Raw genomic sequence first — 14,869 nt, 5'->3', positions numbered from 1 at the left:
CACATTAATCCAACATATGTCACCAGAGCATTTACATTTGTACCTGGGAGACTTAAAAAATTCAGAGTTTCATTTTTTAAGAAGAGTGAGGCATGTGAAGTATGTTTGCATGGAAGAACACGAAATGACAAGTATGTTATCAAAATTATGGAAAGAGGTATTGCATAGAAGAAAGTTAATGGAAGAATATGAGCTGGGTCATATTGATGAATATAATCAAATAATAAAGGATAAACCTTTACCCTATATTTTTATTGTCATTGATGAGGTAGCAATGCTACAGGACGAAAAGGAATGTGTCACCATAATAGAAAAAATATCAGCTGTCGGCAGAACGCTTGGTATCTTCCTCATGCTAAGCATGCAACGTCCAGATGCAAAAATACTTGATGGTAAGTTAAAGCTTAATTTGACGGTAAGAATGGGCTTTAAATGTGCTGATTTAATTAACAGTAACATTGTGGGGACGCCTGGGTCAGAAAATTTAAGTCAATCAGGCCAAATGATTTTAAAATTAGATGGTTTAAAAAAGGTGCAGGCTCCTTTTTTGGCATTGGACCAGGCAAAAGAAATAATAGAACCGTATCGTTTATCTAAAGAGCAAAGTACAAAGAAGGAAGAACAGGGTCATCAAGACGATAAAGTCTTTGGGGTGTTAGATGATGCTAACGAATAGAGATAAGCAAATTATAGGCCATTTACAGCAATTTAGATGTATGTCGCGTAATGATATTATTGATCTTCATTTTAGAAACGTGAAAAATGCAGTAACATGCTGTAATACTGTTACAAAGCGGTTAAGCCGCGAAGGATATATTGATGTAGATACATCACAACGTCCATACGTGTATTTCCCTTATCCAAATACCATTCGTAAAGGAAGCCAAAAGATACGTCACTTTTTAGCGATTGTGGATGTATATAAGCAGTTATTACGAACCGAAAGACCGAAAATTTTTCAAGTAGAACCTAAATACAAAAAAGGTTATATGGAACCCGATATATTTACTATTTGGCGTAAAAGTCCATTTTTTATAGAAGTTCAGAACTCCATTTATAATAAGGCTACAATCCAAGCGAAAATAAAACGTTATGAATCTTATTATCGTAGCATGGAATGGAAAAAAGAATCCTGGCAACCGAAACATAATATGGTATTTCCCTCACTTTTAATCCTTACTGACCTCAAATATCCAATCTCTAGTTCTAATTTCCGTATTTTTCAAGCACCTTCTATTCAGCATTTTCTTACACAAGTTCAGCAACCTAAAGATATTTCGGTTCAAATAGGTTCAGTCAAAGTAAAATTATGAAAGCACAAGATACTGTTTCTTGTGCTTTTTACATATCCCAAAAGTCATTGATTTTGGCGTAAGGATCAATTTTTCTAATAGCATTTAATAGCTTTTTCATGATTTCAGGTTTTGGGATATAATCTGTATCTCTACATGCTTTACTGATCGTTTGAACAGAAACTTTTGACTTTTTGGCTAGTTCCTGTTGTTCAATTCCTTGCCGATCTAACCATTTTTTTAATTTAGTCCTATTTTTGCGGAAAAACATTTAGCTCACTCTCCTGTCCTTAATTTTTTATTTACAATTATGGACAGGAAGTTAAATTCGTATACAATTCAATTCAACTTAAATTTAAGTAAAATACAAGAGAACGAGATTCATAGAGTATTTACACGAACGATTTATTAATAATTTTGATTGGAATGAGGTATACATACAATGCAAAGATTTGACTTACGCATTATACAACAAATCTTTGCAAAGCACTTTCCAAAAAAATTCAACTTAATCTATATCTAAAGAACATAAAAAAAGACTGTTTTGTTTTATTTGTATAAGATATGTGGTTGGAAAAGGATATATAGAAAGGGTTTGGGTATATTACGTTTTGAGCATTAGCTTAAAACTTTTTATTGGAGTGTGAAAAGATGACAGGTTTATTCGTTGTATTGGGTTGCACAATTATATTTTTTCTTTTGGCACAAATTCTCACTCCATCATCTACTTATAATCCTAATAATGATTCGCAACGGGTGAAATGCTCTAACAAATTAGAAAAGCGAGTATATGATGCATTGCGCTTTAAAGGTTATTATCCAACTGTACAATATAAAGTACCTAATAAGCGTTTTAAGTTAGATTTTGCATTTTTTGCCCCAAATGGTTTAAAAATAGACGTAGAGATTGATGGGCCTTTTCATCGAACACCAGAAGGAATCAAACGAGACAGTAGACGGGATAAATACATGAAAATAAATGGATGGAAAGTGATTCGTATTACTGACATTGCATTAAATAATAGGTTTGAAAAACAAATACTTTTGTTGGTGGCAAAATTAAATGAATTAGGGATAGAACCTTCTAAAGAAACCGGTTTTGTTATGTTAGAACAGGAATAAGACGTATGATGGAAAACTCCATCATACGTCTTTATTTTTTGAAAAGAACTTAGACCAAAATCCTTGTTTTTGTTCTTAGGTGGTTGTAATAAGTTTTTGTGATTCATGCATTTCATCCAAATCTTGTTTTAAGAGTATATCAATGCTATAGCACAAGTTGAATGCGTGGTTGTTAAAGAATAAACTAAAGTAATGGGAAGACAGAAAAAGGTACTCTAGGAATTAACAAAGTAATTAAGTGAAAATAGGGATCCCTATAACAAAGATCAAAATTAATGGATGCTATAGTATTGATACAGGTATGCTGAGTAGCTAAAGCGAAGACTAATTAGAAAATAATATGGAGCGCTATGGGAGTCCCTTGCAAGTATTAAGTGGAAATCGAAATATGAAAAATTCTTGCTTTCAAGCAGAATAAAAAGTGTACAATGGGTATTAAGGATTAGTAAAATGATAGTGTGGTAAGAGTGTAGCAATACTATAATGGAGGTGGTTGAATGGAGAGAAACGATGATGTTGTAAGTGAAGTGTACTTAAAAACAATAGATGTCTCCCATATCACCAATCTAGCAGAAAGTACAATTAGAAAATATAGCTTAGAACTCGAAAAACAAGGTTATGAGTTTAATAAAGATGGCGATACAAGACTGTATCATGCCGATGATGTGAAAGTTTTTAATACTCTAAAAGAGATTAGAGAAAAAACTAAGGTTTCATTGAATCACGCTGTTAGCGTGTTGATGACACAGCAATCTCGTGCGACACAGAGTGTAGCGCGTTCGGAAGTTGCTGTGAAAAGGTCTCAGAGTGAAGAGGAGCAATACGCGCTACAATCTATATCGAGCGAAATTCGAAATTTTTTAGAAGATATAAAGACTGAATTTATAGGTTTTCGAAAAGAACTTGAAATCGAACGTCAAAGCAATGATGTATTCAAACAAGAGCTTGAAGCAGAGCGTGAAAAAAATCAGGAATTAGAAAAGAAACTTGATCTTATTATGACGGAATTAAAAAAAATCAACGCTAAAGCTGATATTTCTAACCAAGAACCCAAAAGGAAGAAATTATTTGGGATATTTTAAGTTTATACAAAACAAAAAGAGTTGCTCATATGACAGCAACTCTTTTTTGTTTTAGAAATCTGGATCTTCTAAATCGTCTTCGTCTAATGATCCTGTAATGTTGGTATTAGTTATTAATTGTCCCATTTGACCTACGTCTTTTAATAAATCGTCTGCCAGGGAATTATGGGTATTATCATCGTTTTGCATAAGAACAGCAGATACAGGAGCCACCTGGAGATCTGAAATTGTTTGTGTAATTTGTTTTATGGCATTCATCATTTGTTCTTGGTTTTTTGAGACATTTAGAAGTTCTTTTTTTGCATCAAAGGGCTCTTTTTGTGTTAAGTCTTGTTCAACTAATTGAATAATATAAGTTGCCAGCTTTTTTGAGCGGGCTTTTTGCTCAAGGTGATTATAAACTTCTTCGCTCATGTGATCTGTTCGAAGCCCAAACACTGTTTGTTTCTCGGTCTTTTTAGTACGACCCATAATGCGGCTCCTCCTTTCTGGCTATACTTATTTCTCTGTTTTTTGCAGCATTTCACCGCGACTTTTTACTTCAAGACCATATAAATTTAATTTGCGTGAATCTGGTAAGAAAATATGATTTGCTTGAGCGATTTCAGCTCCATACATTTCTTCTATGACTTCATGAATGCTAGCTTCTAGTATTGGGGCAACACCACCGAAATAAACATATTTATAAACTTTATCAGCTGGCGCAGGCATTACATCTTGGATTTTTAAAATTAGAAACTTAGCAAATTCTTTTAGAGAAGAGCGAACTTTGTCCGTTAAATCTACACGCTGGCCAGTGTTTCCATCAACTAATTCCATTTTTGGTTTTTGGAAATTGTTTACTATAAATGTTTCAAATGAACGTAAATCAGAGAATTTTTCTAGGAACTTTTCTTTTCTTAATTTTTCAATATGAGATAGATAAGATAATTTGTCTATCGGTTGCATAGAATCACGGTTCTTAGGTGATTTTAAACCGGCTGGTGATAATACTAGATCAATTGTTCCACCGCCAATATCGACCAGTACTGTATCGTTGTTATCAAATTGATTTGCTTCTTCACGATCTTCTAATTCAAAATTCTTTTTAATTGCTAAACGTGCAATTTCGCCTTCGATACGACAAGTTGCTTTTTCTACAGTTATTTTTAAAGTTTTTTCCATTCCTGGAGTATGTATTTTAACTTCATGCTCTCCAGCAAATCTTTCTGCCATGGCATTTTGGGCTTCACTAAATTTGGCTGTTCGTTTCAGTAACCATATAGGTAACATTGTTTGGAAATATTCAATTTCAATTGTATTGTCATCCGATTCGCGCTGTTCATTAATAGCATGATAGAAAGAAACAGCTGATAAAAACATCACATAAGGGATAGGGCTTGTAATCTTGTCATGAAGTTTATTGACATGATTGTTAGCTAATGCGTGTTTTGCAGCCTCGTCTCCAACTAAGAAGAATCGTTCAGTGTCTTCTCCTGGGATTGTTGTTGAAATAAGCAGGCGAGATAATAATTCTTTAGGATTAGTAATGGTTGCTACAAAATGAGAGTCAGCTTCATCTTTGCTGATTTCTACAACGTTTGTAGGAGTTTCAATATAGAAACCATCAATTAAGTTCATATCAAGTGAGTTTCCAGAATCCTTATTCATCATAGTAATTTTCATTAACTATTCACTCCTTTAGTCATCTTGTTAACAATATAACATTTTTTTGTTGTTTTAGGAAGATTGTTTTTGGATAAAGTTAACAAAAATAATAATGAAAAAACCTTATAATTTATATGTTTTTTGATTATTATTTTTGTTATTTTTTATTTATGTTAACTTTAAATTTAATTGTTAACTTTTCTAATTTATATGTGTTTTTTACAGGGTATATGTTCGTACCTTTGAATTTTATTTTTTCGACAGAGGAGTTCCTCTTACAAATTTTTAGGACTAAAAATAAATAATATATATGCCGTTTATAGAAAAAAGGTTAATTTATAAGATGAAAATTGAATTTTTTTGAAGATTGTTCGTAATTAAGTGAAACTAGGAACGAAGAGCGTAGGACGGTTTTGGGTGATATAAGTGAATTGTCGTTTGGTGTCGAAAAAAATATCGGTTGTGTTTATTGTGGCTAATAACGCGCCTATGTAGGCTAGTTGAGGTTTATTGGAAATATTTTCGGTTTAAAAATGGGTTGCTTACTTTTTCCTGTTTGGATAATGTGCTAGAATGATAGTATCAACTATATGAACGGACTCATGCCTCCACACCAACCAATTTGTGGAAAGGAGGAGGTGATGGGAGTGGAACTTTTGAAACATCCAGATATTGTTAAATCGATTTGTTTAGTGGTTCAGACAGTCGGAACATTAGGGATAACTTTTTATTTCCAAAATAAAAATACAAAAACGCCCAAGTAGTTGCACCTACATAGGACGTTTAAGTAAATAAGTCGTGTATTAAGCTGTTTATGAATCCGTTTCATTGTTGTTTACATATGAGAATAAACGTTGCACCGTTTATTCTCTTTTTTATGGATTCATTTTATATAAACCTACTTTTTGTAAGTTTATTACTAATCGGAAATAGTGGTTAAAACTGGTAATGAAATATCACTATGTTGGTTTGCAAAAAGAATTTACACTGTATGACTACAGTAATACTACAGTAATAAAAAAATAATTATTTAATTTTTTTATAAATGATAGGATAGTTTTGAAAATTAATATTCAAAAACTTGATAAAAAAATTAAATATTAACTGTACTAATAACTTTTATTTTGACTAAAGTTTATTGATTAATTTTAGTTATTTGTAGGAAGTTAATAGTAGCTATATAAGAAATATTGTTAATGATATAATTTAATTTTTTTCATACAAACAGTGTATATTCTTTGTTTATTTGGTATTTATTTTACCAAAATTACTTTGTAGAGGTAAACCCTCTACAATTAAGAGTATAACATCTTAATTGATAAAAGTGTAATTTTTAAGAGGAAAAGTATATAAAAAAGTGTGTTGAAAATTTTATAGGTTTGCTATAAATTAAATCAAAGTTTTTATAATAAATAATGATTTTTTATTTTATTTTTGGACAAAAAAACAAATAAAAGAGTTAATTTGCTTGTTGATTTTAAAAGAAGAAAGTTTAATTTTGTACAAGTAATATAGATTTAGTTTTTTTAGTTCTAATCATAATTTCAGTTGAAATACTATTATTTAATCAGAAAAGAACTTTTAATGTGAGAAAATAACATGTATTCCTTCCTTTCCAATCCATATATTTAATTATATGGATTGGAAAACTAAAAAGGTAATTTTAAAAGCATCTTGGAAAAAATACGCTAAGTAAAAATAAAATGAGCTGCCCATATAGACAGCTCATTTACATAATTCTCGTTATTGGAAGTAATACGTAATTCACTTACATATCAATATTATTAATTACTTCTTTTTCAACTTTAAACAAATTTAGAATGTCGTTTTCTAATCTTTCAGCATTAAAATCTTTCTTAGCCTTTGTTCCTAGTATTCTTACACACTCAATGACATTTTTAATGATTAACAATTTCTTTGCGACACGATCAGCATTTAAAAACGTTTTAATATTAATTCTTAATCTTATATCCGCTTCTTTATCTTTTCTTTTGAAGAGTTTTCTTTCTTTGAAAAAGCCTGCGTCCTCAAGTTCGGGTATTATCTCAACAATAATTGGAATAATACCTATGCTTTCAATCTCATTACCATAGTGATTATTTTCAAGCTTTTTTAAGGTATTTTCTACTTCTTTTATTAGGTTTACATCATTATGTTTAACCGTCTTCCAAACTTCACAACTCATGAAAAATTCCATTACATGTCCTCCAGAGTTAAATTCCCTTTTTATTTTCTTAATTCTATGTATACCATATTCATGCTTGGTTAACATAACGTCTTATTATCGGTAGCAAATACTTTGATAGAAACCTTGTGTTTATGAGTTTTCTTGTCTTTCTGTCTATGTATCTCTTATACATGATTTTATACATCGTTGATATAGCAAGGATTCTAGGGATCTCCGTTATTCTCTTTTTGTATAAAATCTTGTATATAGAAAAAAGATTTGGATGTGGGTATTTGGATGTGATGAGTATTCAATTTTAAAATTGGGTCTGTAATAGGAATTATACAAATTCCCTATGTAAAGAGTATGGAAATTAAGAGTTTGAAACAAGTGATAAGTGAATTATTAGGAAAAAGGGTATATCATTGCTATAGCGAATATATTTTTGAGGTGAGACGCTATTATATAGTCCTGGCGAAGTGGCAGAGCAATTAAATATCCAATCTAGCACATTACGTAAGTATGCTGATGTACTTGAAAAAGAGGGTTATACCTTCATAAAAAACGAACGTGGGCATACGAAGTATAGAGAAAGCGATGTAATAGTATTTCGTAAGGTTATAAACCTAAAGAATGACACAGGCATGACATTAGAAAATGCCACAAAGCAAATAGTATCATGGCATCAAGACGTTGAAGTGTTGCCATTAGAGCGGCATGAAATTGAGCGCTATGAAGAACCTGATTTCAACGCTACACCGCTACAAACGATGATTCAAGAGCAACAAGAAGTGATTAAAAAGCAAAATTACTTGTTACAAGAATTAAACAAACGTTTAGTTGAGCAAGATCAGCAATTCGCACAAAGAGAATCAGAGTTATTGAGCGCTATACAATCGATACATTATTATCAGAAAATTCTATCGAATACATAGCGAAGAACCAGGTCCGCGATGAAATGCTCATGCAAACGATCAGAGAAGTTCAAGAAGTTAAGAAGATGATAGCAGCAAGTAAGGATAAGAAATGGTTCGAGTTTTGGAAAAAGGGCTCTCCAACTATGGGGAGCCCTTTTTTAATATTTAAGTGTGTTTAAATCACTTAGAAGTAGAGGATTCATTTTTTCGTTTTGTGTATTGGTTTTAAATAAATTCACGTACTGTATGAGGGTAGTGATTATTACTCACCTATCTAATTGGGAGAGAAGCCCCTATATTTAATATAGGTCGTCTCCAACGACTATATAACAAGCAAAAAATGGTATAATTAAAGTAACAGATATTAGTGGAGGTACTTATGAAAATTGATATTAAAGAAATATTAACATTGCCAAATAACATCATGGCTGCCTTAACATTAGCAACAGGAATTCTATTATTTTCACCAGATTTCTTCCTAGGAAAGCTTTTCATGCTTAGTTTTAGGGAAAAGAACGGCTTTATGATTGGTATAGTATTTATAGTCTCTTTATCAATACTGACTATTAATTTGATTTATAGAACAACAAAAGCCGTACAATCTAAAAACGTCAAAAAGAAATTCTACGCTGAAGCAGAAAAAAGACTAAGAAAATTAAACGACTATCAGAAGTTCATCATATATTCACTATATAACGAGTATAATCGGACTTTACCTCTTCCTTTACATGATGGGGCTGTTTTAGAGCTTGAAACCAATTTTATGATTGGAAAGGCAACGACGCAATACATGATTGACGATTTAAATAATGCGGAAATTCCTTATTTATTACAACCATGGGTTTCTAATGAGTTAGCGAATAAACCTGATTTATTATCCCATTTCTCATCTATTCATGAATCGAAAATGGTAGAAGCGGAAAATAGAAATACATCATTTTATTGATAATACATAAAAAAAGTACTTTTTAAGGAGTGTTTTTTAATTGTCCAACGTGGACAACTAAAAAGACACGATTGAATTTAAGTTTATTAAATACAGTGCTACGAGGTCGTGAAACGCGCGTCCACTTTTTTACTCAAAAATGAGTATTGCTATAGCGTAGGATGCTCAAAGTGATCTTCACATTATGAGGGGCAACGTAAAAATACTTTAATTTATAAACAAAAGAACTCTCAAAATGAAGTTATTATGGAGTATATTTTTTTGATGTTATACTTACAGTACTATTTTATGGATAAAAAACATATAAATAACCATCCGAATAAATTGAGCTTAGGATATAGGGGTCGAAACAAACAAGCTAGGGTAGTGTCTGTCTGGTAATGCGGACACTCCACCTAGCTCAATTTAGGAGGTGAAAATATGCTATTATCAATCTTTTTAGGAAGCGCCTGTTTTCTAGAAGAAAGTAAAATAGTAAAAGTATCAGGTGCAATGTTAATTGTACTTTCTACTTTTTTTCATAATGGCAGGGTTACCATTATGAAAAAAAGTCTACCCTATCTGGGGTACAGCCGAGATACATGTAATTTATGAGTCATAGGCTTACTTTTATTTTCAAACACGATCAGAACGAGGGTTTCTCTGTGATTTTTGAACCTATTATCATACACCCTAATCATACAATTGAAACGAAGTATTTTCAGTAGCTAACTAATGGATGATTAGGGTTAACACATAATAGACAAATTTTTTAATAAAAATAGATAAAGTAATATTTATAAGTTCAATAAATCAAACCTGGAAATAAAAGTAAGTATATAACCTATTTTTACACGTATCTCGGCTGAACCCTTATAAAGATGTTAATAATAGTGTTTCGAAAAAAATATATTAAGGATATCTGAGATTTTGTACAGTTTTTTTAACTAATTCATTAATAAATGTGAAATTTAAAATAAAATAAAATTAGATTAGGAATTTGTAAAAAAATGTATAGATTGATAGGATAAAAAGAGTTTTTCTTATGAGTTTTAGATTCCTTCTTTTTTTATTGATGGTACAATCAAAATTATGGAGGGATATTATGTTAATTTTTTATGTAATACTATTTTTTCTTATATTTGGTATTTCATTTTTTTTATTTTTTATATCTGGTTCACCAAAAATTAAGGCTAAAAACCTATCACGAATAATGGTTTGCTTAGGAATAAACCTACTTATAAGTCCAATATCTTTTCTTATAGGTGGGATAGCAGAATATGCAGGCGTTGTAGCAAATTATGGAGCTTATTTTGCAGGTGAGTCGACAATAGAACCTCCTCTAGTTAGTCGTACACTTTACTTTTTGGGGGGATTCTTCTTTATTCAGGTAATACCGCTTGTTATGCTACTTGTGGCTTTTTTGAGGTTTATTCAAAAGAAGAAAAAAGGATAAATAGAATTTCAAAATAATGTTCATTAACTAGAATTATTTTAATAATAAAGTCCTCCAGTTAAACAATTTGGAGGACTTTTAATAGTTTTTAAAATATATTTAATTCTAATAAAAGTATATAACATTTCGATTAGTAATACTTTTATTTTAATTTTACTTGTTCGAAGCGAGCCGCATCATGGAAATATTTAAGTGGTAATTCAATAATATCTTGAGTAAGGCTATAAACATGCAATGTTCCTATTTTAGTTCCGAAAGCACTTATTAAATCTTCTTTAATACGGTGATTAATTATAAGGCTATCATATTTATTTTTCTTATGATTTTCAATTTTTTTCATTACTTTCTTTTGGAATTCACTAGGAAATGCAGGATTTTCGATAGAATTAAAACCTGGTGCATTAAATGTTATTGCGAGTAATGCAGATCCAGGTAAGGCTCCATCAATCATCTCACTCTGTACCCATTGCGCTAAGTATCCACCAAGTGAATGACCTGTAAGATACATATTTCTCATATTTTGATAATCAGTACGTACTAATTGTCCAATATAAGCAGAAGCGTCTTCAGCTTGTAATTTATCAAGATTTAGTAATATTTGTTCATAATCTTGTAGTATCCAGTCTTGCCATTGTTGTGAACCTCTAAATGCAACTGTATAATCATATCTATCTTCTACAGTTGTTTTTCCTTTGATAACTAGTTTTCTATATACATATACATCTAGATCAGTTCTTTCATTTTTATATTTTTGGTATAATTTCCAATTTCCTAAAGCTGTTGTTTCACCGATTTCTTTTTCTTCATTATACGTAGATCTTGCCATTTCAAGAAGTTGCATTGTAATAGATAAGTTATTACTATCTTTTTCCATTTTAGAAACACCATTATCTCGACCTGATTTAATATCTTTATCAATTCGGATAGAACTATTTCCGCTTCCAATTGTGTATTCTTTAATTTGATCAAATGCCCAATTTGTTGGTAATGGGAATCCTAGGTTTCCACTAAAACCAGTAGACATGCCAGAGACGAAGCTGTATGTTGCGTACTTTTTGTCTGATACTTGAATACATACGTTTCGTGAACCGTATACTCCAATATCGTAATAACCATTTCCTAATTTTTTCATTCGTTCGTTGATTGCTTTGAAATGCGGTAAAATTTTGTCTTTAATTTCGTCACCGTTTGGATCAAAATCCACTGCAAAATAGATGGTTGTTCCAGATGGGAACCCATGATATAAAGCGGCTTTATAAGCTTTAATTGCATCTTCGTCACCTTGTTTAGCATTGAAATATTCTTTGTCTCCACCATTTGTTTGGTAGATAGGGAAAATACTAAGTCCGGCTGCAAAGATGTTATTGATTTCTCCGTCTTGAATTTTCTTATTTTTAGGATCTTTTACGTCAGCGTTTGTTAAATAACGTCCTACTGTTTCATATCCAGCTGCAACTAATGTTTTTGCTCGTTCAGGAGTAACTTCTGTACTACAATCACAAGCTTTACCTGAACGTTCTGGATCTCCTGTACTTACTAATAAAGAAGCCCATGTTTGAAAATCTGAAACACCAGTTGCTTTCAATAACGAAAAGTTTTGGAATTGTTTTAATTGTGTAGCTATAAATGCTGAGTAATTACCATCAAAGGGTACATCGTGACCATTGAAAATAAGGGCAGCTTGGAATAGGTACACAAAAGGACCTGTTGAACCTTCTTTTAATACGACTGATTGAATTTTTTCTTGTGTTTTTGGACCAAAATCTCCGTTAGCTACACCATCTGGTAAACCTTCTTCATATTGAATCGCAAACACTAAAGCTTTTTGTACATCACGTGAATAATTACCATCGCAAGGCATATAGTAAAAGTCAGCGCGATTGATATATTTGTTGTTTAACCATTGTTGGATCTTTCTAATTTTTTCACTTCCGTTATTAACTACTACATAAGCGTCCATTGTTAATAGTGCTTTGAATAATTTAGGAGTTACTGCGCCATCATTTGATATAGAGCCTAAGTTTTTTTGCATAGAAGCAATAGCAGACTGTGTACTAGGTCCATATGTTCCTGAAATGCCACCAGGTCCATAACCCTTGCAATATAAAGCGGATTGAATAATTTTTACGATATTTGGATTTGTATTAGATGTTGTACTAATTGGACATATCTTTGCAAGTTCTGCTAATGTACCATCGCCAAATCTTGTAGATGTTTCTGTAATTCCAAGTTCTAATTGTAACGCTCGTGTTAAGGCCCACATTGTAGACCAACCTGTTGTTCCAGTTACTTTAATTTCTTGATAACCAGCTCTACCTGTATAGGTTTTGTTTACCCACTCTTGTGCTTCTTTTACCATTTGATCCATTTTGATTACCCCTTTTTAATTATTTCTTAAGCTTAATTTAATAATGGGGTTAAAAATAAATATCCATATTTCAAATGAAATTCAATTAAATTAGGCTCTTACTCTATTAAGTGAAAGAAAGAGAGAATTAATAAAAACAGCAAAATATATTTTAAAAAATCTAATATAAACAAAAATAGCTATAACATTAGATTTGATAATCTGATGTTATAGCTATTTTTAAAGTAGAATTTTGTTTGTCGTGTGGGGACGTAACCCCCAGGTATTACGTATCTATCAATATGATAAGTGAAATTATTAAACGAAGGCACTAGCGGTTCGGCTCGTATAATCGCAATTCAAGCCGAGGATCCTCAATAGTTGCTTTTGGATGTATCGGCTTGGTGATATCCAAACTCGAGCTAAAAAAAGTTTTGCAAAGATTTAGGGATTCCTCAGTTTTTTTGTTGATATGCTGCAAAATTTATTTGATGATGTAGATTTTTTGTGTTTTTGGTCAAGGGAGTCGTAAAATAGCAAGCGAGGATGGATCTTAGGATAGGGCAAATCTAATGTCTTCGCTAGGATTCGTGGTTCTATTGTTAGAAAAAGGCGAATAAGAATATAGCATACATACAATAAGGGAATGCAGTATAAATCAGTCTACAAGCATTCCCTTGCTTATAAAGATGTTAATAATATTTTAATGCTGTTGCTACTATATATGTCATGTTGATTAAGAATAAAAAGATTAATATATCTAGTGTTAAAAAAACATATAATATTATTTTTAACTTTTTAGATATTTCGTTTTTAATCATATATATAATGAATAGCATTGTAGTTGATTGGAATAGCATGGTGAAAAATAAAAATGTAATAGCGAATACCATATTCCCTGGTGTAAATCCAGTATTCATAAGGAGTAGAGAACTAATTATATTAAGAATAAGCGTAGTTAGTATAAAAATATATTTGTAAATGTTTTTAATTTTGATCGCCTACTTTTTAATTTTTTAGTTGGTAATAAAGTTGTTTATTTTTATGGTTATATATAAGTATCTTTTTATTGTTTCCATCTACAATGTAAACATCTTTTTTTTCCCAATCTATTCCATGGGGTATGTCTTTTTCAATTGAAAATAAAACATCTTTATTTCTAAAAGGAATTGAATTTTGATTAGCATGAATGTTTATTTCATGATCTTTTATTTCCATGCTATAATCTCCTGAATAATTGGAGAAGAAGGGTGTTAGTTTACTATAAATATATAAAATTTCTTTTTTATCGCTTTCTTGATAAAAGTGGGAATTAATAACTTTTAGATTGGATGTTTTTATGTCTTTTGGTATAAGTAAAAAGGCAACAAGACAATAAAATATAACGACAATAGTAATTAAAGAATATATGTAGAGAGCGGCTATTAATAAATATCTTTTGTAATTGCTTTGTTTTATTATCTGATTTTGCAAATTTGAATCCTCCTTTAATAAAGAATCAATTGAAACATTAAATAGATTGCTTAAAGCTAATAAATTGGTTAGGTCGGGAAGACTTTTACCTAGTTCCCATTTAGATATAACTTGTCTTGAAATAAATAATTGGCTGGCTACATCTTCTTGTGTCATTTTATTTATTAATCTTAAATGTTTTATTTTTTTCCCAATGTCCATATATGTACCTCCTTTAATTACTTTAATTATTCTAATGTTAAATAGTAAGAAACGCATCGTAGCATTATAAAAAAAGCATGCAACGATGTGTTGCGGGGTGAATTTTGTACTTTAATTAAATTAATTAAAATATTTCCTTGTTTTATAGAAGATTTTGTTTTAAAATTTATTGTTATTTCATTCTAAATAGATTTATAAATATATAGGAGTGTTTTTATGTTTAATGAAAATTTTAATTGG

Annotated in this window: 14 protein-coding genes and 1 pseudogene; 9 read left to right on the top strand and 6 right to left on the bottom strand. The window is 30.9% G+C overall.

Annotated features, from left to right (window positions below; genetic code table 11):
* The coding region (locus MR160_RS29015) for an FtsK/SpoIIIE domain-containing protein (protein ID WP_255805695.1) at window positions 1–676 on the top strand (676 nt) is incomplete at its 5' end.
* Entirely contained in the window at window positions 660–1,313 is a 654-nt protein-coding gene (locus MR160_RS29010; RefSeq protein ID WP_242298821.1) for a replication-relaxation family protein, read from the top strand. The genes MR160_RS29015 and MR160_RS29010, both read left to right, overlap by 17 nt.
* A gap of 28 nt (window positions 1,314–1,341) precedes the next feature.
* On the opposite strand, the gene MR160_RS29005 is transcribed toward MR160_RS29010, so the two are convergent.
* Window positions 1,342–1,563 (bottom strand): helix-turn-helix domain-containing protein, encoded by a 222-nt coding sequence (locus tag MR160_RS29005; protein WP_000466109.1) that lies wholly within the window; start codon window positions 1,561–1,563, stop codon window positions 1,342–1,344.
* Window positions 1,564–1,943: 380 nt separating this feature from the next.
* On the opposite strand from MR160_RS29005, the gene MR160_RS29000 reads away from it, so the two are divergent.
* Window positions 1,944–2,414 carry an endonuclease domain-containing protein gene (locus tag MR160_RS29000; RefSeq protein ID WP_144514606.1) on the top strand — a complete coding sequence of 157 codons (471 nt, stop codon included), beginning with the start codon at window positions 1,944–1,946 and terminating at the stop codon, window positions 2,412–2,414.
* 497 nt (window positions 2,415–2,911) lie between these two features.
* Window positions 2,912–3,496 (top strand): hypothetical protein, encoded by a 585-nt coding sequence (locus MR160_RS28995; protein WP_242298820.1) that lies wholly within the window; start codon window positions 2,912–2,914, stop codon window positions 3,494–3,496.
* A 51-nt stretch (window positions 3,497–3,547) separates the two neighbouring features.
* On the opposite strand, the gene MR160_RS28990 is transcribed toward MR160_RS28995, so the two are convergent.
* Both MR160_RS28990 and MR160_RS28985 read right to left on the bottom strand, forming a co-directional pair.
* Window positions 3,548–3,967: a hypothetical protein gene (locus MR160_RS28990; RefSeq protein ID WP_144514604.1), complete on the bottom strand. Its 420-nt coding sequence runs from the start codon at window positions 3,965–3,967 to the stop codon at window positions 3,548–3,550.
* A gap of 27 nt (window positions 3,968–3,994) precedes the next feature.
* A complete protein-coding gene (locus tag MR160_RS28985; protein ID WP_242298819.1) occupies window positions 3,995–5,161 on the bottom strand; it encodes an Alp7A family actin-like protein in 1,167 nt (388 codons plus the stop codon).
* Window positions 5,162–5,784: 623 nt separating this feature from the next.
* On the opposite strand from MR160_RS28985, the gene MR160_RS34910 reads away from it, so the two are divergent.
* Window positions 5,785–5,907, top strand: coding sequence for a hypothetical protein (locus MR160_RS34910; RefSeq protein WP_255805689.1), 123 nt, complete (start codon window positions 5,785–5,787; stop codon window positions 5,905–5,907).
* A 1,004-nt stretch (window positions 5,908–6,911) separates the two neighbouring features.
* On the opposite strand, the gene MR160_RS28980 is transcribed toward MR160_RS34910, so the two are convergent.
* Window positions 6,912–7,340, bottom strand: a complete 429-nt coding sequence (locus MR160_RS28980; protein ID WP_242298818.1) for an Imm44 family immunity protein — start codon at window positions 7,338–7,340, stop codon at window positions 6,912–6,914.
* Window positions 7,341–7,789: 449 nt separating this feature from the next.
* Between MR160_RS28980 and MR160_RS28975 the strand changes: the two are divergent.
* The 4 genes and pseudogenes from MR160_RS28975 to MR160_RS28960 all read left to right on the top strand — a co-directional run bounded on the left by MR160_RS28975 (window position 7,790) and on the right by MR160_RS28960 (window position 10,608).
* A pseudogene (locus MR160_RS28975) lies at window positions 7,790–8,406 on the top strand (DUF3967 domain-containing protein).
* Between the two features lie 200 nt (window positions 8,407–8,606).
* On the top strand, window positions 8,607–9,173 hold the full coding sequence (locus MR160_RS28970) for a superinfection exclusion B family protein (RefSeq protein WP_242298817.1): 567 nt from the start codon (window positions 8,607–8,609) through the stop codon (window positions 9,171–9,173).
* A 420-nt stretch (window positions 9,174–9,593) separates the two neighbouring features.
* Complete coding sequence (locus tag MR160_RS28965; protein WP_242298816.1) at window positions 9,594–9,767, top strand: hypothetical protein; 174 nt, start codon at window positions 9,594–9,596, stop codon at window positions 9,765–9,767.
* 490 nt (window positions 9,768–10,257) lie between these two features.
* Window positions 10,258–10,608, top strand: coding sequence for a hypothetical protein (locus tag MR160_RS28960; RefSeq protein WP_242298815.1), 351 nt, complete (start codon window positions 10,258–10,260; stop codon window positions 10,606–10,608).
* 142 nt (window positions 10,609–10,750) lie between these two features.
* On the opposite strand, the gene MR160_RS28955 is transcribed toward MR160_RS28960, so the two are convergent.
* Window positions 10,751–12,976: a glycoside hydrolase domain-containing protein gene (locus MR160_RS28955; protein ID WP_242298814.1), complete on the bottom strand. Its 2,226-nt coding sequence runs from the start codon at window positions 12,974–12,976 to the stop codon at window positions 10,751–10,753.
* Window positions 12,977–13,963: 987 nt separating this feature from the next.
* Window positions 13,964–14,629 carry a helix-turn-helix domain-containing protein gene (locus MR160_RS28950; RefSeq protein WP_242298813.1) on the bottom strand — a complete coding sequence of 222 codons (666 nt, stop codon included), beginning with the start codon at window positions 14,627–14,629 and terminating at the stop codon, window positions 13,964–13,966.
* Between the last annotated feature and the right edge of the window lie 240 nt (window positions 14,630–14,869).

Origin of the sequence: Bacillus cereus group sp. BfR-BA-01382 (genome assembly GCF_022663475.1) — a bacterium.
GTDB lineage: Bacteria > Bacillota > Bacilli > Bacillales > Bacillaceae_G > Bacillus_A > Bacillus_A thuringiensis_S.
Note: the sequence above shows the minus strand (reverse complement) of the source record. Positions and strands in the feature narration are given on the sequence as shown.